General features: G+C 66.0%; 14 protein-coding genes and 3 pseudogenes. 5 read left to right on the forward strand and 12 right to left on the reverse strand.

Features of this window, described 5'->3' with window-relative positions; all coding sequences use genetic code 11:
* Nucleotides 1-125: 125 nt before the first annotated feature.
* A complete protein-coding gene (locus JF886_RS16375; RefSeq protein WP_337314402.1) occupies nt 126-1,796 on the reverse strand; it encodes an IS1634 family transposase in 1,671 nt (556 codons plus the stop codon).
* A 1,058-nt stretch (nt 1,797-2,854) separates the two neighbouring features.
* Here JF886_RS16375 and istA (JF886_RS16380) point away from each other — a divergent pair.
* The 4 genes from istA (JF886_RS16380) (at nt 2,855) to JF886_RS16395 (ending at nt 8,105) form a co-directional block, all read left to right on the forward strand.
* The gene (gene istA, locus JF886_RS16380) at nt 2,855-4,360 is read left to right on the forward strand and encodes an IS21 family transposase (protein ID WP_337314427.1); all 1,506 of its coding nucleotides are present in this window, start codon (nt 2,855-2,857) and stop codon (nt 4,358-4,360) included.
* 101 nt (nt 4,361-4,461) lie between these two features.
* Nucleotides 4,462-5,226: an IS21-like element helper ATPase IstB gene (gene istB / locus JF886_RS16385; RefSeq protein ID WP_337314404.1), complete on the forward strand. Its 765-nt coding sequence runs from the start codon at nt 4,462-4,464 to the stop codon at nt 5,224-5,226.
* 24 nt (nt 5,227-5,250) lie between these two features.
* Entirely contained in the window at nt 5,251-5,754 is a 504-nt protein-coding gene (locus JF886_RS16390; protein ID WP_337314406.1) for a hypothetical protein, read from the forward strand.
* Between the two features lie 2,051 nt (nt 5,755-7,805).
* A complete protein-coding gene (locus JF886_RS16395) occupies nt 7,806-8,105 on the forward strand; it encodes a hypothetical protein (RefSeq protein WP_337314408.1) in 300 nt (99 codons plus the stop codon).
* A gap of 136 nt (nt 8,106-8,241) precedes the next feature.
* On the opposite strand, the gene JF886_RS16400 is transcribed toward JF886_RS16395, so the two are convergent.
* From JF886_RS16400 to JF886_RS16890, 9 genes and pseudogenes are all read right to left on the reverse strand, one after another.
* Nucleotides 8,242-10,674, reverse strand: a complete 2,433-nt coding sequence (locus JF886_RS16400; protein ID WP_337314410.1) for an FtsX-like permease family protein — start codon at nt 10,672-10,674, stop codon at nt 8,242-8,244.
* A gap of 178 nt (nt 10,675-10,852) precedes the next feature.
* Nucleotides 10,853-11,584 carry an ABC transporter ATP-binding protein gene (locus tag JF886_RS16405; protein WP_337314412.1) on the reverse strand — a complete coding sequence of 244 codons (732 nt, stop codon included), beginning with the start codon at nt 11,582-11,584 and terminating at the stop codon, nt 10,853-10,855.
* Nucleotides 11,577-12,125, reverse strand: coding sequence for a PadR family transcriptional regulator (locus tag JF886_RS16410; RefSeq protein ID WP_337314414.1), 549 nt, complete (start codon nt 12,123-12,125; stop codon nt 11,577-11,579). The genes JF886_RS16405 and JF886_RS16410 overlap by 8 nt, the downstream gene beginning before the upstream one ends.
* A gap of 623 nt (nt 12,126-12,748) precedes the next feature.
* Entirely contained in the window at nt 12,749-13,576 is an 828-nt protein-coding gene (gene istB, locus JF886_RS16415) for an IS21-like element helper ATPase IstB (protein WP_502711446.1), read from the reverse strand.
* A gap of 47 nt (nt 13,577-13,623) precedes the next feature.
* Nucleotides 13,624-14,634, reverse strand: coding sequence for an IS21 family transposase (gene istA, locus JF886_RS16420; RefSeq protein ID WP_337314418.1), 1,011 nt, complete (start codon nt 14,632-14,634; stop codon nt 13,624-13,626).
* 297 nt (nt 14,635-14,931) lie between these two features.
* Entirely contained in the window at nt 14,932-15,498 is a 567-nt protein-coding gene (locus tag JF886_RS16425; RefSeq protein ID WP_337314419.1) for a GNAT family N-acetyltransferase, read from the reverse strand.
* A 165-nt stretch (nt 15,499-15,663) separates the two neighbouring features.
* A complete protein-coding gene (locus JF886_RS16430) occupies nt 15,664-16,614 on the reverse strand; it encodes a hypothetical protein (RefSeq protein WP_337314421.1) in 951 nt (316 codons plus the stop codon).
* Nucleotides 16,615-16,775: 161 nt separating this feature from the next.
* Nucleotides 16,776-17,114, reverse strand: a pseudogene (locus tag JF886_RS16435) (RNA polymerase sigma factor); the annotation flags it as partial.
* A gap of 11 nt (nt 17,115-17,125) precedes the next feature.
* Nucleotides 17,126-17,338, reverse strand: a pseudogene (locus tag JF886_RS16890) (sigma factor); the annotation flags it as partial.
* A gap of 1,010 nt (nt 17,339-18,348) precedes the next feature.
* Here JF886_RS16890 and JF886_RS16440 point away from each other — a divergent pair.
* A complete protein-coding gene (locus JF886_RS16440; RefSeq protein ID WP_337314423.1) occupies nt 18,349-19,593 on the forward strand; it encodes a serpin family protein in 1,245 nt (414 codons plus the stop codon).
* A 263-nt stretch (nt 19,594-19,856) separates the two neighbouring features.
* Here JF886_RS16440 and JF886_RS16445 read toward each other — a convergent pair whose 3' ends face one another.
* Entirely contained in the window at nt 19,857-20,315 is a 459-nt protein-coding gene (locus tag JF886_RS16445; RefSeq protein WP_337314425.1) for a hypothetical protein, read from the reverse strand.
* Between the two features lie 167 nt (nt 20,316-20,482).
* Nucleotides 20,483-21,083: pseudogene (locus tag JF886_RS16450) on the reverse strand (hypothetical protein); the annotation flags it as partial.

Genomic DNA, 21,083 nt, shown 5'->3' on the forward strand with positions numbered 1-21,083 from the left:
CCGGGGTTCCGCAGCTGATGTTCAAGGCGTGAGACGAAGTTCGTTGTGGAGGCTGGGATTTCGGCACTTTGAGGCCGCGACGTCGTGTATCTACATGATCTCGCCCGCGAAGGCCCAGTCTGAGATCAGCTGGCGGGCAGCGTGAACTCGAAGTAGCGGGGCGGCTCAGGGAGGTCCAGGGCGGCCAGGATGGCGCCCTGACGCGCGTTGGTCAGGGTCCGCTGAGTCACCTGGCCGTGGCTGGTGGCGAGCGTGACCCGATGCATGCGGTCGAGCTCGTTGCGCAGGTTGCGCCAGGTGTCCTGGGTCGCGTTCTCGGCGATGCGGATGAGCAGCAGTGCCAGCCAGCAGAGCAGCACATGGGAGCGGATGCGCTCCTCCTTGCGATGGAAGACGGGGCGGAGGTCGAGCGTCGACTTCATGTCGCGCCAGCCCCGCTCGACCTCGAGCAACTGCTTGTAGCCGAGGGCGACGTCTTCGGCGGAGAGCGTCGGGTCACTGGTGCGCAGCAGGAACTTGCCGTCGAAGCGCTCCTCGGCACGGACCTTGGCCTGGTCGATGCGCAGGCGGCCGCCGGCGGTGATCCGGAGCCACTTGCGCAGCGCCGGCTTGGCATGGAGGCGGCAGGCTGCCTCCTCGCGCTTGTCGGCAGCGAGGGCATCGGTGTCGGCGATGACCAGCTCCAGCTGCCTCACCAGAGCTTGCCGCACGGCGCGATCACGCTCGGCCTGCTCGGGGTTGTGGCAGATGACGAAGCGGTCGCGCATGGTGCCGTCGTCGATGACCACCTCCTTGACTCGGAGGTTGGCCGCGACAGTGTGGAAGCGGCCGGGACGGGCCAGCGCAGCAGCCGCCTCGGCGGACTCACCGCGCAGCTTCTCGCCGAGGATGTAATGACCCCCGGCACGCTGCAGGTAGCGGCGATTCTCCGCCGAGGTGAAGCCGCGGTCCGCCACCCACACCACTCGGCTCAGCTTCCAGGCGCGGAGGTCGTCGCGCACCTCGCGGATCAGTGCGGAGTCGTTGGTGTTGCCCGGCCAGGTCCACACCCGGATGGGGATGCCGGTGCGGGTCACCGCCATGCCGATGACCACTTGAGGAAGGTCGGCACGGCTGTCCTTGGAGTGGCCGAAGGTGCGGAAGCCGATGGTGCGCTCTCCATCCTCGGCGCTGACGTCGTCCCCGTCGCTCTCGAAGTACGTCGAGGTGGTGTCGAAGAAGAGCAGGTCGACCTCCAGATCGAGCAGGTCGGCGACCGCCCAGTACACCGCCTGGGCCAGTTCGTCCTCGATCTCCAGGAGCCAGTCCATGGCGCGATAGCAGGTGTCCTCGTCGACCGCATCGAGACCACTGATGGCGACGCGCTCACCCACCCATTGCGTGGTGGCCAGCTTCGACAGCGGATCCAGGGCGCGGTTGGCGACGAGTGCGAAGAGCACTCGCTCGACGCGCGGGTCGAGCCTGCGGCCGTCGAGCAGCTGGCGCATGCTCGCGTCAATGCGCAGGCGGCGCCAGAGCTGATCGAGCACCCAGGCACCGCCGAGGTTGCGGGTGTCGAGGACATCGACATCCTCTCCGGCACTCGAGGTCATCGCCGCGGTCGGATCGAGGACGCGGCTGATGCTGCCGATCAGCCGCTCCAGCCCCGCCCGGTCCACCTGGTCGGTACGACCGAAGTTGTGGATGATCCTGGCGGTGGCAGCGCCGCTCTTTGGATGGCGCTCATTGTGGGCCAGCTGCAGGTATCTGACCACCCGGCCGTCCTTGTTGGTGCGGCGCGTCTCGCGAAGGTACATCTGCCTACGCAATGTACCACCAAATTAGATACCTAGTGTGATTACCGGGCTACTCGTGTGCCTACGGTTTCGGCTCCAAAGCCGCTCCCGAACACCTCGGCTGAACTCGAAATCACCTCGCCGAAGTTCGTCCAACCGGATTAGCTGCGGAACCCCGGTTGAGCACTCAGCTTGGAACTAGAAGAATTCACAGTCATAGCTGGCTGGCCACCCCGCCAAACGGCCTTCCACGGTCGTCGGGTGCGCCCTCGGCGTCCGCGCGGTGACATCATATCCAGGACGAAGGAAGCCGCGACGACTGTGCAACTGTCCAGCGCGGATGTCGTTGAAGCCTTTGCGTCGACCACGAGCCCGATGATGATCGCAGCATGCCCCCTCAGGCCTCCATCCGTCTCATGCAGATCGCGGCCGTCGCGCAGGGGACCCTGTTGGCGATTGCCGGCCTCATGCTGCTCGCCGCGGCGTCTGGGCCGCGCCCTCTGCTTTCCGAGGGTGCTGCACAACTGGGTGTAGGTGTGAGCGTTGCGATCGGTTGTGGTCTCATGGCAGTGTCCTTCTGCCTCGGTCGGCGTCCAGAGGCTGGCCGCAAGACGTTATTGGCTCTGGGACTCGTCGCCGTGGCGACGTCAATCGTCTTGTACTTTCCGGTCCTGATCGGGCTTGGTGTGGGCACCAGCGGAGGCATCGCGATCCTGGCGTGGCGAGGAGGGTCACCCAGTCCGTATGAAACCCCGCGGCCCACCCGACATGTTTCGGTACCGACGCGTTTGGCCCAAGCAGCGTCGGCTCTTCACGGCACCTGCCTGTTGCTCGCAGTGGGGGCGTTGTTGGGCGCCACGGGAGGGAGGAATCCTCTCGTGCCTGCCAGTGACGCTGTGACAGACGCATACCTGAACGGTCCGTTGGGGCTGATGTTGCTGACGGGCGCTTGTTACTGTCAGCGATCAGGCAAAACCGGCCAGTAAAGATCGGGTCAAAACCGGCCACCTGAGGTAGCTCCGAAGCCCGGCCACACTTTCTCCGCAAGGAGGGAGGAGCCGGTGGGGAACTACCTGAAGATGGCTGACAGACAACGGATTCTGGCGCTGCTGGAGTTGGGCTGGAGCCTGCGGCGTATCGAGCGGGAGACCGGAGTCCGGCGGGAGACGGTTGCGAGGCACGCGCGCTTGGCGCGTTCAAAAGCGGCCAACCTGATCGCCGGCTCTGGCGACGATCCCGCCGGCTACGTTGGCGTGGCTGGGCAGATGCGGCCAAACCCGATCGCCGGCCCAATGAGCGCCTGCGAGCCGTTTCGAGGTCTCATCGAGGCGGGCGTGGGGCACGGTCTGACGGCGCAGCGAATCTGGCAGGACCTCTGCGCTGAGCACGGCTTCAGCCACGGGTACCTCTCGGTGCAGCGCTTCGTGCGTGGGATTCGGCGGCGGCGTCCCGAGGTTGCCGACGTCATGGAGCACCCACCGGGCGCAGAAGCGCAGGTGGACTACTTCCAGAGCCCGGCGCTGGTGCTCAACCCGGCGACGGGAAAGTGGGCACGGCCGTGGATCTTCCGGATGACGCTCTCCTGCTCGCGCCACGGGTACGAGGAGCCGATGTGGCGCCAGGAGGCCCATGGCTTCCTGCGTGCCCACGAGCACGCCTTCCTCGCCTTCGGCGGCGTGCCCAAGGTGGTGCGCCACGACAATCTCAAGGCGGCGGTGGTGCGCGCCTGTCTCTACGACCCCGACGTCAACGTTCTCTATGAGTCGTTCTCGAAGCATTGGGGCTTCGTCCCGCTGCCGAGCCGGCCGAGACATCCAGAGGAGAACGGTGTCCAGGAGCGCAGCGGCGGGTATGTCAAGAGCAACGCGCTGCAAGGCCGCCGCTTCGACAGCCTCGACGAACTGACGGCGTATCTGCAGCACTGGAATCGCAGCGTGGCGCAGCTGCGCATCCACGGCACCACGCGGCGCCAGGTGATCACTGACTTCCTGGAGCGAGAGCGGCCGGCGTTGCAGGCATTGCCAGGTGAGCGCTTCGCGCTCTTCGAGGTGGGAACACGGACGGTTCACGCCGATGGCCACGTCGAGGTGGTGGGCGCCTTCTACTCAGTGACGCACACTCTGGTGGGCAAACGGGTGCGGGTGCACTGGGATGAGCATCTGGTCCGTGTTTTCGACGGCACGACGTTGCTGGCCGTACACAGCCGCAAAGAGGCCGCCACCTGGTCCACGCGCGCGGAGGATCGGCCGGCGCACAAGCCGGCCCGCACCGAGGCCTATGAGCAACACCTGCTCACCCGCTGTGAATGCATCGGGCCGCGGGCACTAGCGTGGGCCAGCGAAGCGGTGCGGGTGCGCGAGGTGCGCAGCTACCGGCTGCTGCAGGGCATCGTCTCGTTGACCCGCAAGCATCCACGGGAGCGCGTGGATTGGGCCTGCGGCGTGGCCTTGGGGGCGCGCAGCTTCCGATACCGCACGGTGCAACGGCTGGTGGAACAAGCCGCTGCCAACGCCGGCGCGTTGGTGCAACTCACGCAGCAGCACGAGCTGATCCGCCCCCTGGACAGCTACGGATCGCTGGCATGAACGCACCAGCAAAGCCACACCAACGAAACGCGTGCCGCTGTGCGGCTCTGAGAAGCCCCGAACGACACCACTATGACCACTGATACCTGGGAGAAGGACATATGCACGACCTCGATAGCCGCCTCCGCCATCTGCGACTCACCGGTATGGCCGAAGCGCTGCCGGCTCGCAACCAAGAGGCCATCGGCAACAACCTCGCCCACGTGGACTTCCTGGCGCTGTTGGTGGAAGACGAGCTGACACGACGACGCGACCGGCTCTTCGCGCGGCGCATCAAGCAGGCGCGGTTGCCGCAACTGAAGACGCTCCAGGACTTCGATTGGACCTTCAATCCAACGATCCCCAAGGCGCTCATCCTCGACCTGGCGACGACGCGCTTCGTTCGCGAACATGCCGGCGTGCTGCTGGTGGGGCCGCCGGGCGTTGGCAAGTCCCACATCTGCATGGCTCTGGCCCTGGCCGCCATCGAGGCGGGGCACACCGTCCTCTACCGCAGCGCCTTTGACCTCGCCGAGGACATGTCTGAAGCCGCCGCCACGGGGACGCGCAAGGCACTGGTACGGCAGCTCGGCCGCGTTGATCTGCTCTGCATCGATGACCTGGGGATGCGCACGCTGCCGTCCAGCGCCGCAGAGGATCTCCTCGAGGTGGTGACACGCCGTTACGAGGGCGGCGCCACCATGTTCACCTCCAACCGCCCACTCGAGGATTGGGGGACGGTGCTCGGTGACACCGCCGCGGCCGGTGCGCTTCTGGACCGCTTCTTGCACCACGCCGAGATCATCAAGATCCAAGGAAAGAGTTACCGGATGCACGATCGGCAACGCCAACGCTCACCCGGCAGCTTGACCTCCAAGGCCAGCTAACGACATGATCACCACGCTCCTCGGGTGGCCGGTTTTGACCTGATCGCGCGTGGCCGCTTTAACCCGATCGGTGACACTTGTTACGCAGCAACGCGGCCTGTACTCGGACGCACCATGCTGGCAGTGGCCGAGTTCGCGGCGCTTCTGGCCTCGGTTCTGTTGAAGGTGCCTCTGCTCATTGTTCTGGACGTATTCCTAAGTCTTGTTGCGGAAGGCTTGCTTTGGTACAGCCGCGATGACAGGGTGCGGACACCGTCGGCGGGCGGTCGAGCTTGGATGCGAATCCCGCTTTTCGGGGTTGTGATGACGGTCATCGTCGCCTTCTTTGGGTTTGCGATCGGCGCTGACGCTGCAACGGACCGGGCGCACCCCGACGCGCCACTTCCGTGGATCGGCGGTGTTATAGGCGGGGTGATGGCACTTACGGCCTCCGTGTCGATCATGTTTTGGTTGGCCAACCGGCAACAGCGTGAGGCAAGAAACAGGAACGCCTCCTACGTGTCCCAGTCCGGTGGTTACGGCTCCTGAAACGCCAGTCTTGCGAACCACCAGCTGGGGCGGGTGACGTTCGGCGGTGGCTGTGGACGAGTGGGCTAGTTCAGGGCGACCCCAAGCCGCCCCATGACAGTCCGCCGGCGGGTGCAGGTGGCCGGGCGTGGAGGTGTAAGTGAAGTTGTCCGACTTTGAGTGAGGAATATCTGCCACGCTGGCCATCCTCACCGGAGAACTGGCGCACTTCATCGCAAAGCCCGACACTGCGATCGCATGGCTCGAACCCGGCGATCTCCCCGGGAGCCGCGCGGGCGCGGACTGCGGTCCCGTCGATCGAATAGGCGCGGCACAGGCACGGCCTCGGCCCAGCCCGGGGGACTGACAGCCGGCGAAGTCGGCACCGTACTGCGTGCACGCGCCAACGAGCAGCGGCGACGGGTCGTCGATGTGAGTCACTGGCTCTCCCGACGGCTGTCTCGGTCTTAGCGGTGGCAACTGCCTCTTGGCCACACTGGTTGCCGCCACCGGGCTGCTCTGGCTTATACCTCGTCGGAGGCGCCGCGAGCGCTGCACCGTGTACGGGAACCGAGGCCGGTAATGGCAAATGCGGTGCAAACCTTGCGAACGACCGGGCCGAGACTTCGGCGTTCGCGGCGATCCGCCGCGGGCCGTTTTTGCATTCGAACCCAGGCGATAGCTTAAGGAGTTCGTACGCCGCAGACCGCCCGGATCCGCCCCGTAGGGTGTCAGGTGCGGTGTCAGCATCCGCGGCCGGCGGGAATGAGCTGATGTCAGACTCGACTTCATGGCGGCCTTGACGAGGAGGATTCGGTACTTCTTGCCGGAGCTGTTGGTGGGCGTGGCCATTGGCCTGTGTTTGTTCGGGCTCCTCGGCCCTCTCGGCCGCTGCAACATCTCGCCCTGCACGCTTCATCCACCGGCGCCAGGTCAGTTCTGCATAGCCATACTCATCATCGGCCCGTGTCCTGTCACCGCGTCGTTGGTTGCCGTGGCGGTTGGGGGTGCGGCGAGTGCCGCTCTTGCAGTCCGCCTTGGCAGGTTGTGGCGGCGCCGACGCCTGGCAGAGACGGAACGCCGCTCCGGTATGCTGTGAGAGTTGCGGAGGGAGAGGGATTCGGACCCCGGACGCTTGGCGGGGACTGCGGTTTTCAAGTTCCGGCGCGCTCCGGTCGCCGGCGTTCATGGGCGCACGTGCGAGTTCGGATTCCCGGAAGAAGACCGGCCGGCGTAAACGCCGGTAAGTGCCGGTGCTCGTCAAGGAGGGTGTCATGCCCAAGGTGGTCGGGGTGGGCAACCGAGGGCATCCGCGTCCACGATGAGGCCTGCCGGTGCCTGAGTTCGCTGGAACTAGGCGAGTGGAAGAAGCGTTGATATCGTGAGCTACATGGCCCCCAATCCGCGATCCAAGCTGTTTGCGGTGGCGCTGATGGCACTAGTCGGAGGATGCGCGCCGAACGCCTCGACGACTGGCCTGCCCACGCCGAGGCCGACGCAGACAGCATCGCCGGTGCCCCTACCAAGTTGCAGCGCAGTTGCGATTCCGTCAGTGACTCCACCTCCAGATGCGCTGATCACGCTGCCCCCTGCCGCCAACACCGTAACGGTCACCAGCGCAGACGCGGGAGCCACAGTATTCCTGACCACGCTGCAGCACTTGGTCGTCGAGGTCGGGTTTCCTGGACCTCCTCCGCGGAGCGGGAGCGGGACATCTCAGGGTACCGAGGCCTTCTGGACAATTCCCCAAGCCCCTTACCCCGGGCCTCTCTACCGCGAAGGCTCGAAGACCTGCCCCGGTGGAAACTCGCTTGCCGTGTTCAGCGCCGTAGGAACCGGCGGAACCACGGTGGGCGCAACGACTGATGCGCCGTACCTTCACACGCAGCCCGCCTGCGAGATCGCGCAGCAGGGTATCGAGATCTACGTTGTGGTCCGACCCCAATAGCCCTCGTCGTGATTGCGGACACTTCCGGTCTACCAGCTTGGGCTGGGGCAACTGGGACTGACCCCCCGTGAATGCGCGTAGAGGTCCGATGGCTCAACCCGACCCGGGGTCGTACAGTCCCCTCGTGCACAACCCACCGGAGACTGTTCAACGACAAGCGGAGCTGCTCGCGAAACTCGATCCACCGCGGCAAGCTCTGGCCGCTGTGCCATTCGTTACCGGGCACGGCATCGGCCTCAGGAAGGACGCCTTTCAGCGCTTGCGGAACGGTGGCGGCGGCCCGGAGTCCGTCCGACCGGAGGATCTCGTCGTCACGGTTACACTCGCCACCCAGGAAGCGCTCGAGCGTGCCCGGCCACACATCGACAGCCTGTTGAGTGGCGTGCCCCACGAATACGACGTCGGTCAATTTGTTCCGCTGTGATCCAGTCGAGCTGGGGACTGGCGACCACGTCACCGGACCAGCAGATCGCTGTGGGTGACCGACACGAGTTGTTGAACGTGCCGAACCTTGCCCTCGGACCTTCAGACCGCCCTGCCACACGAATTGCCCGTGCGATTTAGTTCCTCAGCAACGCTGATGGCGACGCTTTCCAAGCCAGGAGCAGCGGCCCCGCAGACGCCAGCCCACCACCGAGGACCGAGACCGCCAGCGCGGCACAGGACGCTGCTGCGGTCGGCGCGACGGCAGCTCCGAGTACCCAGCCGGCGAGCGCGACGCATGCAGCAGCGGCTATCCCTCCGACGAGCCCCATGACCAATGCCTGAATGACCGCAACAGCGGCGACGGTTCGCCGATGCCAGCCGAGCGCGCGCAGAACAGCCAGATCCGACTGTCGCTCGAGGTAGCTGAGGGTGACAATCTGCCCCGCTGCGACCACCCCGACGACCAGGACCAGGGCACCGAGCACAACATGAAATCCGCGGAGCTGGCCGCTGACAACTGTGCCGAGGAGGCTGGCGTCGACCTCCCCGCCAAAACTCGTCGAGATGAGCACAGCACCGCCGATGAGCGCGCCGCCCAGGCCAACCGCTCCCGCTCCGAGGAGCGCCTCCGCCCTCCACGCGCCGATCATTTCCCGTATCGCAAAGCCAACCAGAGACGGGGCGCGCGAGCGGCGGCGCGACCGTCGTGACGGTCGTAGAGTTTCCACCACGCTCGACCGACTGATCAGGAGGGCCGGAACTGCGGCGGCAAGAGCAGCGACGCCAATGGCAACGAGCGGGCTGAGGGCGAGTTGCCAGCCCACGGAGCCAGTGTGGAGGCGGCCCGCCACAATCACATCGACGAGTAGGGCCGCGACACCGACCACGGCCGCGAGCGTCACCGTCTCCATCTCGACAAGCAGGACGATGCGACCGGGCGACCAGCCGAAGGCCCGCAGCACGCCGAACTCGTGACGCCGTCGTCGCGCTGAGCTGTATGTGGTTTGCCCCACAAGAATCGCGGCGCCGAGAAGCACGATGGCGAACAGCGCCAGGTTCGCCCGCCCGACCGTGGTCACGAAATCGACCACGACACCCTTGACGCTCCACCTTTCTGTGACGGTCAGGGCAGGTCGGCCAAAGTTTCCCGCAGGGAGGTCGACGCTCACTGCCGTTTGCGCCGAGCCTTTGACGATGTCGACGGCAAGTCCGGTCGCCGCGTGAATATCGGCGGCTACCCGGGCAAGGCGCGCTTCCGACAGCGGGCCCGGCTGCTGCACATTGGCCACCCGGATTCGAATCGCACTGATGAAGGCGGCCCCGGGACCACCTGCGAAGCGGGCTGGGTCGGCGAAGTACGCGGCGCCGTCCAGGGTTGTGAGCAGGGCCGGCGGCGGATTGACGTACCCAGCGACCGACCTGGTTGCGCCGAGATGGCGTCCGTCACTCGTGGTCACCGTGGCAGGGGCGAAGCCAGCCAAACTTGCCACAGACGAACCGACGCCGCTGAGGCATTGCGAGTCGAAACGGCCAACGATCTGCCAGCGGTTCGGCGGCTGAAGTGTCGGCTGGCCTTGAGGAGTGGCGGCCCCGCTGTTGACAAATTCATGCGCGATGATGGCGCGTACCCATGTGTCCTGCGCCTCGGGTGGCACGACCACGGCGTTACCGAATGGGTTGTTGAACACGGAGAGATCGGGTGGCACCGACCGCGCCGCCAGGTGGTCCGCACCGACCACTCCATAACCGACGGGTCCGGGGACTTGGAGGGGGCTGAGGTTGTAGTAACTGCCCAGGCCCTGGGTCAGAAAGCCTTGAAAGAGTTGGTCGGCGGTGGTGGCGTGAGTGGCTACGGACGACCACGTGCCGAGTGATGCAGGGTCCGCTCCCGCGAGGATCCTCTGTGGATCGCTCGCCGCATCGACCCGAACCGACACGGTTTCGTCGATGGAGCTGGTGGTGCTGGCCAGGACCGGAATGGCCGGTCCTGTGTCGCCGGCGAGCCGGGGACTGTCCCCCGCCTGCAGGTAACGGCCGGACCGGACACAGCCGGCGGCGCCGTCGAGAGCGGCTTCTGCCGTCGGGTCGACACCGGCCAGAAGGATCGGTTCGTTGAACGACACGAACGTGGTCGCGGCGGCAGGCGAGCCATCGGTGGTACTGCCGTCCTCGCAGCTCACCATCCCTGAACAGGCGATGGTGATCGAGCCGATGCGCAGTTCCGTGATCCCGCCCAGTCCTGTCGCCAGGTGTCCCGTCGGCGCCACCACGAGATATCGCGTTGTGGTGGGAAAGTGCGACAGGCCGGCGTCCCCAACGGCGCTCTGGCTGATGCGGAACACTGAGATGAGGTGGCCCGCGACTTGGCTCTGGAGGTCAAGCGTCGTCCCGGCCGGCCAATTGACAAAACCGACAACAGCGATGGGCGCCGCGACCTCGACGCCGGGAATGTGCCGGATGAGACCTAGCTGATCGCTGGTGATGCCGCCCACCAACCCCGACAGGTAATTCGGCCGAATCAATCCCTGGCTCTTCTCCAAGCTGGTCAGGGCTGCTGTGGGGCGCACGAGGAGATCAAACGGGCTGGGCCACTGCTTCTCTGCATCGCCGCGCAAGGTCGCTGCCGCTGTCTGCGATGTGCTGGCAAGAAGGATGAAGCCCAGGATGGAGGTGAGTAGTCCTGCCGCCGCGAAAGCAGTTGCGACTCGCTGCGCGACCAGCTGACGCAGCGCATATCGCCACACCCTATTCGAGGACCCGGGTGCGCACCGCCCCGCCAAGGTCGCGCCCGGGTTCCACGTCGAGGCTGCCGTCGACCAAGCGCAGACGACGATCGGCAGCCGCCGCGACGGCCGCGTCGTGCGTGACGATCATCAGGGTCAAGTTGCGCTCCTGACGCAGACGATCCAGCAGGGCCAACAGGTCGTCGGTGGCACCCCCATCCAGATTGCCCGTCGGCTCGTCTGCGAGCAGCACTTCGGGATCTCCCAATAGCGCGCGGGCCAGTCCGACCCTCTGACGCTCGCCCCCTGACAGACGGGCAGGTGGGAAGTCCATCCGCGTCTCCAGGCCCACAGCGACGAGGAGGTCCCGAGCACGCACCTGCAGTTGGCGTCTGCGTCCCCAGGGCAGGCGCGCGATGACGACGTTCTCAAGCGCCGTGAGACCGGGCAGAAGATGGGAGTCCTGCAGGACGATGCCGAGCCTCTGGCCGCGGAACGCCGTGAGCGCTCGATCGGTACTCGAGTCAAGCGCGGTGCCCAGCACTGTGATCGAGCCGGTCGTCGGGCGGTCAAGTCCAGCAACGAGGTGGAGCAGCGTGCTTTTGCCGGAGCCGGAGGGGCCGGTGAGCGCCACCGCCTCGCCGCGGCTGACCGACAAGCTCACCCGCCGCAGCGCCAGAACCAGCCCTCCCGGCGTGCGAAAGGTGCGGCTGACTCCCTGGAGAGAGATGACCTGCTCAGCGCGTCTATCCATATCGGGCCAGTCGACGACTCTCGTGCGTCGCCTTGGGCAGGGCTACCACCGCCGGCGCTCGGTCACGAAGGGACGCGGCCCAGCGGAGATCCGCCTGCGCCCGGTGAATTTCGGCATCGATCGCCTCCCTCCCGAAGCTCGCGCCGGCTTCAGCTCGCAACTGGCGCAACTCAGCCAGGCCGGCGCTCCGCTGCTCGATGATGGTGGTGACCACGTCGGTGAATCGCTTGGGAGCGACGACGCGCGCTACAGCGAGACGAAGCACGTTCTCGTCGGGGTCGTCGGACTCGTAGAGCCACCGCTCAGCCGCCGCCCGTCCCGCAGGCGTCAGGGACAGCAATTGCCGGTCGGGCAGAGTCTGCTGGCGGATACGACGGCTGCTGAGCAGGCCGTCGCGCTGCATACGCCCGAGCGTCAGGTATACATGGCTCGCGCTGGTGACCCACAGCGGACCGAGCTCACCCTCAAGAGTGGCCTTCAGGCGGTAACCATGCGATGCGCCCTCCAGCAGAAGAGCGGCCAGCGCCCCCCTGAGACCCACCGTGTTACGCGGCCTCGCCGCATCCGTGACTACTCACGCGGTGACTATATGGACGCCGTCCCGCGGCGCGCAAGTACCTGTTCTGTGTGATCGGCTCCAGGTCGCGGAAGCAATGCGTGGACGAGTGGTTCCGACGGGTTATGGAGCAGGGCGGCGGCCGTAGTCAGTAACGATGAGGATTTCAAGCTGGGGCGGGTGTCGTACACGGTTGACCGCGGACGGTCGGATGAGTTACGGCTGCCTGATCTGGCTGTCCGCAAGCAACCGCGGACGGCTGCCTACGTCCGCGCAGGGAGGTGCCAACGAAGGCGGCACGTACCAAGGGCGAGCATTCTGGCGTGACCCCGTCAGGGGGTCGGCTCAACTTGCGAGCGTGGTCTCCGGCTTGGCAAGCGTTGCCTACTTGGTTCAGGCACGGAAGGATCCGATCTCTAACCACCAACCTGTTGAGAGCTGAGCTTTGGTGGCGGAGGAGGAGTTCGACTTACGCGTGGCTTGACATCCACCGCAGTTTTCAGGGTGCCGTCCGGGGGCGCGTGGGGCTGGCGCGCGAGTTCGGGTAGCTGGTGTAAGAGAGCACGAAAGGTGCACAGAGTTGAGCACAAAAAGTGCACAGCTCAGGGTCACGCGACCATAGCACTCCCTCCCTTGGCGCGTTGTGCGGCGTCGTAGCGTCGCATCCGGTAGCTGTGCCCCTTGATGTTGATCACGGTGGCGTTGTGCAGGAGGCGGTCCACGATGGCGGAGGCAACCACGGGATCCGCGAAGACCTGGTTCCAGTCGCCGAAGCCGCGGTTCGAGGTCAACACGATGGAGCCCTTCTCGTAGCGGCGGCTCACCATCTGGAAGATCCAGTTGGCGGATGCCTGGTCCAGCGGCAGGTAGCCAAGCTCGTCCACCACCAACACCGAAGGCCCCGTGTAGGTGCGCATCTTGTAGGCGGCCGTGCCTTCGAGATGAGCGGACTGGAGGTTGGCCACGAGGTCGGCGGCAGACGTGAAGTACGTGCGGTATCCAGCCTCGGTCGCTGCGATCCCGAGCGCGATCGCCAGGTGGCTCTTGCCCACTCCCGGTGGCCCGAGCAGGATCACGTTGCGACGTTCCTCAACGAAGCGCAGGGTGGACAGCTCGGCCAGCACCGTCCGGTCGAGCGAGGGCTGGAAGTCGAGGTCGAAGTCGGCGAGCGTCTTGTGGATCGGATAGCGCGCGAAGCGCAGGCGGCCGCGCAATCGCCGAGCGCGGGTGGCGTCAGCCTCAATGGCGAGCAAGCGCTCCAGCACCTGCGTCGGTGAGGCCTTCTCCCGGAGCCCGCGGTCGAGCTCATCGGCGAGGTGCTCGGCGGCGGCGCTCATCTCGAGGTAGGCGAGGTGCTCGCGCAACCGCTGGTAGGCGCTGGGCTCCGAGGTGCTGATGGTCGCGTGGTCCTGCTCGCGCGCCTCCTGGGCCCGCACCGCGGCAGGCGTCTGCACCGTTCGCTCAGGGCGCGCGTTTCTGGCGGTCACAGCGCCACCTCGTACTCGCTGAGCGGTCGCACATCCACCTGGTCGCCGAGCTGGCGCTGGGCGGCGTCGACGACGTGCAGGATGGGCCGAGCGACGTCATCGCCAGCGAAGCGCTCGAGCACGTGGGCGGGAACGGGCATCAGCAGACGACGCTCCTCGGCCCAGGCCTCGCCGATGATGCGGCCGGTGGTGCGATGCCGCCGGGGCAGGATCACCTCACGGATCCACTGCGCGGCGAAGGCGTCGTAGTCAGCGAGGGTGGGGCGACGTGGCACCACCTGGCCGGTGAGCCAGCACAGGAAGCTCTCCTCGATCTCGCGGTTCTCGCGCTCGACTTTGCCCTTGGTCTTGGCCCGGTACGGCCGGCACGCCCGCGGCACAGTGCCGAGCAGCTCGCACAGGTCCACCCACTCCGGGACGAACAGCGGACCCTGGCCGCCGTGGTTGCAGAACACGGTGTCGCGGTCGGTGAGCAGCTCGCGGGTCACCCCGCCGAGGTCATCGAGGCAGCGCACCAGGCGCTCGAAGCTCACCTCACGTGTGCAGCTGCTGGCGATGCGAATGGCCGGCATCCGGCTGCTGCCGAGGATGGTCACCATCGCGTGCAGCTCGACCAGGTCATCGCCGAGCGGCCACCTGCCCAGATGCTTCCAGTCCGCCTGGGTCTGCACCCCGGGCAGCGTCTCGAACCGGACCTCGGGCTCCCGCACGAGCGCCGGGCGCAGTGGCCGCACCTGGCGCAGGAAGGTCCAGTAGCTGCCGGCGTACCCATAGCCGGCGCAGAGCTCCCTGTGCAGGTCGGTGCTGCGAATCACCGGGCACACCGCCAGCCGGCGCTCGATGTGAGCCAGCTGTGCCGCCGTGAACGGGTGCCACGGCGCCCGGTGCGGATACTGGCGCGGCTGACCCGCCTCCAGTTCGCGGGACACGGTGCGGCGGTTGATGTTGAAATGCCGGGCGAGAGCGCTGACGCTCCAGCCGTGCTGGCGCAGGACGTGCAATTCCATCCACAGTTCCTCAGACTCCACGAAGGTCCCTCTTGGTGCTGGTGGCTTCGAACACCTCCCAGCTTGCCCGGAGGGACTTCCTCTTTTCCGATCACGAACAGGTCCGAACCGCCCCCGAGGACCTGTGCACTATTCGTGCTCAGAACTGCGCACTATTCCTGCTCACCTACAGCTGGCGGCATGGTGCGGCCCGAGTTCGCCGTAGCGCGCCAATGGCCGTTGGCGAAGGTGTCTGCGAAAGTGTCAAGCGCCCACTCGGGAACCAGTCGAGCTGCAGGTTGGCGCGACGGAAGTCCCTCATGGCGATGTCCGCATCTGGACGGCGTCGTCCTGGCTCAGGCTGTGCGTCCAGGTGTGGAGGGCGTAGCGACGGCCCTTGTCCTCGACCATGATCGGTTTCGCCTCGGTCCGTTCGTAGCCAACGCGTCGCGCGACAGCAATGCTGGCGAGATTGTCCGGTTCAGCCGTCAAGTACACCGTGGTGATGCCCATGCGGTGGGCGAAGCTTGTTAGCAGACGAAGGCCTCGGGCGGCCACTCCCGTCCCGCGGTAGGCGGCCCCAACCATGTAGCCAATGCTGGCCGTCTGTAGGGTGAAGCTGACTTCGCCCTGCGGTAGGTCCTCCTCGTCAGTGATGGCCAGTTGCAAGCGACTGCCATCTAACCTGGCTTGTCGTGCATGCTCGATGAAGTCCTGAGCCGCAGCCTGGTCAAATGGAGACGCGACTGGGAGCCGATAGGCGATGTCGGGGTCATCGAATAGCGCAACGATCGCGCTGACGTCGGCGCTGGTCCACTCGCGGAGGACCAAGCCCTCGCCGCTGATCGGGATACCTGCCCATAGCCGATCGCCTGAACCCGTCATCGGCCCAGTATCCCGCAGGTAAACCATGAGAACTCCCAGTTGGGAATGGCGATGGCCGCAGGCGGTTGGGAGCACCCAGCGCGCGTTCGGGGCGTCCCGTAGTGGCAGTCGCGTGCGTCCGCGGGTGGCTGGCGGTGGTCGCACCTGAACCCTGCAATGAGGGATTTAGGGTTTGTGGATGCTTACCCCGCGACGTTCACCGACCAACTCACGATAGCGCGCAACTTCGACGTCGGGTCGTCGTTGCTGACGACGATTCGGTAAACGCCAATCTCGGTGGCTACGAAGAGGCGCGTCTCGTCCTCCGCCTGCCCCAGGCGAGTGGGAAAGGACGTAGTATCTCCAAGGGCTCGCGGTCGGGATCTCGACCTGCCCGGATGGCGTGATCAGGTAAACGCCAGGCAACGTGGCACCTTCGCCGCCCGGGGGCAGCTTCCCATTCTGAGCGTCGGCTTGGGCCTTCTCCGACGCGATCACTGCCGCGTCGACCACTGCCCCTTGATAGTGCGTTCGTACCTGCAACGCGCGCGGGGAGACCCTGAGATCCACGATCGCGTAAGTCGTGCCTGCGGCTGTCTGGGAGGGCGGGTTAGATAGAGAGCGAGCGCCTCCAGGGCGGACGACGGTGTGGAGGTCAATTCCGCCAACAGGGTGACCTTGTGGACCGTTGAAGGGCACGTGAAGCGTCAGTCGCGCGCTTCCCACGTGGGTGGCGGCAGCGCGGAGCGGCTCGAAAAAGATCGGGTACGGCCCTACGCCGATGCCTTCGCCGCCGACTTCCCTGTATGACTGCCCAAACTGATCCGTGACGAAGATCGTGCCCATACTGATAGCCGGGGCTGGTTGGCCAGGATGACCGACGGGTAGTCCTTCGATGTCCACGAAGAGCACGGTCTCAAGTGCGTCCGCGTAACTCCCTGCCACGGTCGCCGTGACGCCGGAGAACGAACCCTTGACATTCGTGCCCTTGACGTCATTGGATCCCAGGCCGGCGGCACCCAGCGTGGCTTGAGACAGAGCACCGAGCAGGGGAACATTGGCCAGAGCACGCGCGTACCCTGGCACGAAATCCGCGATGACCAGATTCACAGCGAGCAGCCAAACCATCGCCGCCAAGCCCACGATCGAACGCCGCCCACGACGTCGGCGAAGACCAGGGCGACGGCCTCGCGGCGCGAGCGCCACAACCACAGACAGTCCCTGTGGGAATGGGATATCCAGGCGTGACAGCCGGTCAACGAGGGTGCTCCTTCCGCCGTCCGCTCCGGTAGACGATGTCATTGCTGTCCCTCCAAGGCACGGTGCAGCTGCATAAGGGCACGCTTCAGCGCCATCGAGACGGCCGTCGGACGCATCCCGAGCTGTTCGGCAATCTCCAGGTTGGACAATTGCGCCCCAAAGCAGAGCGCGATTACGGTTCTCGACTTGCGTGGTAGATCACGCACTGCAGCCAAGATCTCCGCGTCGCGGAGACGGTTCAGGACGGCCAACTCCACGGGATCGTCGACGTCGTCCTTTGCTCGAGACGCGGCGAAACGATCCCAGAGGGCCGCCCGCCGAACCGACGCGCGACCTGCATCCCGAGCGGTGTTGACGACGATGCACCACAGCCACGAATCGAGGCTACCCTTGAGGGATCAAATCGCTCCAAGCTCCGGACTGCCTTGATGAGCGCCTCTTGTGCCAGGTCCGCGCTGTCTTGGTCGTTCTTCATTACCATCGCGGCGAAGCGGTGCACGCGGGCGGCGTACGTCCTAGCGAAGGTGTCGGGGCTCAAGTAGGGGAGGCCCCGCACCTTGCCGTCGCTGCCGGTAGTACCCACGTCGGAGGGATCGAGCATCTCTACCCCATATAACGCTCGGCGGTCGGCAGAAATCACATCCACCGGCTGGAGCGGCTGGACGCGTCTAGTACGAGGAGCCCACCGGGGTCAGCGTCAGCGACCAAGCCTCCGAGACCTTCTGAGGATAGGTCGGCGCATGGACAACCACACAGTTGGACATCGCCGGTGATTCGCAAGGAAACGGCACCGACGATTGCGTCGACAACGCCTCTCGATAGCAGGAGCCGGACCACGTCCCGGCAGTGAGGGATACCGCCCCTCGGGAATCCAGCCAGTCGTGCTTGCCGCCGTCAGTGCTGAACTGGAAGGACTGACAGGCCGAGGTCAGCGCATAGTCGTAAGTGCCCGCGGCAGCAATGAGCACAGTCCCGTGATCTATCGCGCTGGTCGCGCGAATTGACCCTGGAGAGTGCGGCGCTGCACTTGAGCACGCCGGCAGGGAGATCGCCGACGCGGTGAGAAAGGCCATGAGCACTAGCCGCACCCTTGAGAGCATGCGGCCAGAGTAGAGGGCTGTTCGCCGAATCACCACACGGTCCTGTCTCCACCGCCGGGCGCCAGGCGATGCTGTGTCATCCTTCACGGCGATCAACTGCCGGTGGGACATGTCCACCCGAGCTCGTGGGAGAAGGGTCGGTCGGTGTCCGACGACCCCTCGTACCTCAAGGTCAACGTATGCGAGGAACCGTTCCGAGAAGACCTCGTCCTGCTCGCCCAACACCATGGCGGTGACCGCCAGTTCGTGCCGAGCCGGTGGACCAGAGGCTCTAGCCGGAAATGTTCGGTCCTCCGGCTACGCGCGGGCCAGAGGTCGAGCCGGGGAACCCGAACCCTGGCAATCCAAAGGCGAAGAGCAGGGCGCTTGACGCGGACGCTCAAGGAGGTGTGACAGCTGGTCGGGCGCCAACCACAGAGAGCCCAGGGCCTTTGACGTCGCCGCTCTCTTCAGGAATGTGTGGACGGCGGTGATGTGCGCTCAAGGTCGCGGTGCTAACGTGCTCTGCGCTATGGGCAGGGTGCGACTCGCCGCCGTTGGGCTGGTCGGAGCCCTCTCGCTCACTCTCAGTGGTAGCGGCGTGACCGCCGTCCTCGGCAGCGGACGTCCGTCTCCCAGCCCCCAGCTCGTCGCGCTGTCCCGCCCAGAGCAGGCCGCCGCGGCGGAGCGCTCTTTCGCCGACGATCTCGTCGCGGCGCTGAGCAGAGAACGGGACGGCAACGTCGTCCTCTCCCCCGCGAGCATCTTCGACGTGCTCGCCCTGCTGGCTCCGGGTGCCCAGGGCAGCACCGCGACTCAGCTGGACCGTGCCCTGCACGCCACTGGCTCTCCGCGGCAGTTTGTCGCCGACCTCATGGGACTCGAGCAACACCTCGGGACCGCCGGCGGCACGGTGACCATGGCCTCCGCAGCCTGGCTGCAGCAGGGCTACCCGCTCGGCAGCGCTTATCGCCAGCTACTGACGGATGCCGGGGCTCCGCCCCAGATCCAGGACTTCAGGAATAACCCGGATGGGGCGCGGCAGAGCATCAATCAGTGGGTGTCGGACCAGACCAACAGACGCATCGACGACCTGTTCGCGCCGGGAACCATCCGGGCGACCACCCGTCTGGTCCTCGCCAACGCCGTGGCGCTGCAGGCGACATGGCGAACACCGTTTCCCCAACAGAGTACGCAGAGCGCGCCCTTCGCAACACCCACTGGATCGCAGTCCGTGTCCATGATGCGATTGCTCGCGCCGCTCGACTACGTGCAGACGGCACAGGCCCAAGCCGTCCGTCTCCCCTACAGCAGCGGCGGTCTCGATGCCTTGGTCGCCCTCCCCAACGACCCCACCGTGAACCCCCTCACGCTGCTGCCCGAGCTGTCGGCGACTGCGGTCCCGTTCTCATCGCACATGGTCGCCCTTGCCCTGCCCCGATTCCAGACCGACACAACGCTCGACCTCCAACCCACCCTCGGTGAGCTCGGCCTCGGCGGCCTGTTCGCCCATCCCGACCTCTCCGGGATTGGTGGATTGCCGGGCGACCTGCGCGTCGATGCGGCTGTGCACAAGGCGTGGATCTCCGTCGACGAAACCGGCACACAGGCGACGGCCGCGAGCGGCGTCTCCGTCGGCACCACCGCCGCGCCGCTCCGCCAACTGGTGAGCATGACCGTCGACCGCCCGTTCCTCTTCGTCGTCGAGGACAGTGCCACCAGTGTGCCGCTCTTCGTGGCGAGGATCAACGATCCGGTCGACCCGGCCTCTCCCTGATCGCCGCCGCAGGACAGGCTCCGCCTGGTGTGCGCGCGGCCCATCGCGTGCCCAGGGCCCGACCTGCTAAACGCCACGGGAGCAGACAGGATGGTGTGCGAGTTCATGGGACTCGCACACCCGGGGCTTGGCGACCCCTGGGGTTTTCAAGCTGGGGTGGGCGGCGTCCGGCATTGGCCGGGGACGGCCGGGCGAGTTCAGGCGAACGAAGAACTCTTCCGCGTGGGGCCGCGAATGACCGCTCGCCGTCACACTCGAAGGTGTCAGCGCCGCCGAAGGATTGGGGAACGCTGGCTCTTCGGCTTGGTCATTCGCCTGCTAGACGGGTGTTGAGCGCCAAGCGCAAGGACAAGGCAACCGGTACCAATCATGGCCACCGCGAACCACGTTACGGTTCCATTGAGAATCGTCAGCAGTGTGATGAGACCGATGGTCGAGCCTTCCGAGAGCGTCAGTCCGCGCCGACGCATGCCCGCGAGCCACACGCCCTGCCAGATCAGGAGAGCTGCAGAAACGCAGAGGAGGCAAGTCACAACGAGCACGGTGGCCTCGAAGCCGGTACGGCCCTCGATGCTGCTGACGACATTCAACGAGGCCAGCCGCATGACCTCCTCGAGTACTGCAAGGAGGAGAAGCGCGGCTTGGACCGCGGCGATGAGCCGGACTGCTGGCTGCCGCCAGCGCGGGTGCCTTGGCCATGTTCCATGTGTGATGCCGCTCATTCGCCAAATCTAACCCGCCACGGCCCCCTTGCCGTTGGCAGTAGCCACACCTCCACAATGGGAGTACAGGGCGAGGCATCTCGGCGGCGAGTGCGACTGGATGGTGTCGGTCAGGGCGTGCGGTCTACTAGATCGCCTGGGCGGCGTTCGGCTGGAGCTCGCCGTGCTCAGTACTGCGCTGGCCCGCCTAACCCAGCCGGCGCTGGTGGAGGGGGCGGGACGGTGGCCAGACCGGCCGCGTAAGGTGGTGGTGTCCCGGGCATTGGTGGCGGGAACAGGGGATAGCCGACGCTGCGCAGCTGGGCGGCTCGCAGCGCATACATGCGCTCCACTGCGGCGGCGAACGTGGGGTTGACGTTGTCGAGCTGTACCCAACGTCCCCACGGTCCGGGCTCAAGAACGTAGCCGCGGACGCTGATCCTCCCGTACCAGATTGAGGACACCAGGACTGCGATGAGCGTCCCGAAAACGCCGATTCCTACCAGCCAGCCTGCCGCATCCGTGTAGAGCTGAGACACCGGCCATGCCGCGGCCAGACAGATCACTGGAATTCCGACGCAGACCCCGAGGCTAACCATGTAATGAACAGCGAGGCGCCGAGTCGCCCCAGGGGAGAGGGGCAAGACGCCGCTCGCCACCCGGCGAGTCAGCAGCCATGCTACTAGGAAGGGGACGAACCCGAAGAAGATCAAGAGGACTACCCAGCGCGGCGTGGTTCGGTATCGCACTTGGTCCAGGCCGCTGGTCGCCTCGCCGGTGAGCGCGCAG

This window comes from Candidatus Aeolococcus gillhamiae (genome assembly GCF_016464765.1).
GTDB classification, from domain to species: domain Bacteria; phylum Chloroflexota; class Dormibacteria; order Aeolococcales; family Aeolococcaceae; genus Aeolococcus; species Aeolococcus gillhamiae.

Bases quoted from the DNA above. Each gene is read 5' to 3' on its own strand.
- JF886_RS16375 (WP_337314402.1), bottom strand. From the start codon at position 1,796: ATGTACCTTCGCGAGACGCGCCGCACCAACAAGGACGGCCGGGTGGTC.
- istA (WP_337314427.1), top strand. From the start codon at position 2,855: ATGGCTGACAGACAACGGATTCTGGCGCTGCTGGAGTTGGGCTGGAGC.
- istB (WP_337314404.1), top strand. From the start codon at position 4,462: ATGCACGACCTCGATAGCCGCCTCCGCCATCTGCGACTCACCGGTATG.
- JF886_RS16405 (WP_337314412.1), bottom strand. From the start codon at position 11,584: ATGGATAGACGCGCTGAGCAGGTCATCTCTCTCCAGGGAGTCAGCCGC.
- istA (WP_337314418.1), bottom strand. From the start codon at position 14,634: ATGGAATTGCACGTCCTGCGCCAGCACGGCTGGAGCGTCAGCGCTCTC.
- JF886_RS16425 (WP_337314419.1), bottom strand. From the start codon at position 15,498: ATGACGGGTTCAGGCGATCGGCTATGGGCAGGTATCCCGATCAGCGGC.
- JF886_RS16440 (WP_337314423.1), top strand. From the start codon at position 18,349: ATGGGCAGGGTGCGACTCGCCGCCGTTGGGCTGGTCGGAGCCCTCTCG.
- JF886_RS16445 (WP_337314425.1), bottom strand. From the start codon at position 20,315: ATGAGCGGCATCACACATGGAACATGGCCAAGGCACCCGCGCTGGCGG.